The sequence below is a fragment of the Pseudomonas sp. GW456-12-10-14-LB2 genome (assembly GCF_002884345.1).
Taxonomy (GTDB): Bacteria; Pseudomonadota; Gammaproteobacteria; order Pseudomonadales; family Pseudomonadaceae; genus Aquipseudomonas; species Aquipseudomonas paraglycinae.
In genome coordinates this window covers 1-266 of sequence record NZ_POHV01000182.1, presented here as the reverse complement: position 1 = coordinate 266, position 266 = coordinate 1, and the positions used below count along the sequence as shown (strand labels likewise).

The following is a 266-nucleotide window of genomic DNA, read 5'->3' as shown; positions in this document are numbered from 1 at the left end:
ATCTTGGCTACGGCTGGGGTGAGAACACCAATCCGAGCCTCAATCTGGTCAATCCCGGAAACGTCGGCAACATCACGGGATTTCTCATCACCGGCCTTCCCGGCGCCACCACCAACGGAAATCAGTTCCCGAACCTCAATCCGAACGGCGTGTTCGGGGGACTTCAGTTCGGCTACGATAAGCAGTTTGGCCACTGGGTGCTCGGCGCCGTCACCGATATCCAGGCGGCGGATTTTCACGCCAGCCGCACGATCACGACATCGGCC

At 59.8% G+C, this 266-nt stretch carries 1 pseudogene; it reads left to right on the top strand.

From position 1 onward, the window contains the following. A pseudogene (locus tag C1X29_RS29325) lies at window positions 1-266 on the top strand (hypothetical protein); the annotation flags it as partial.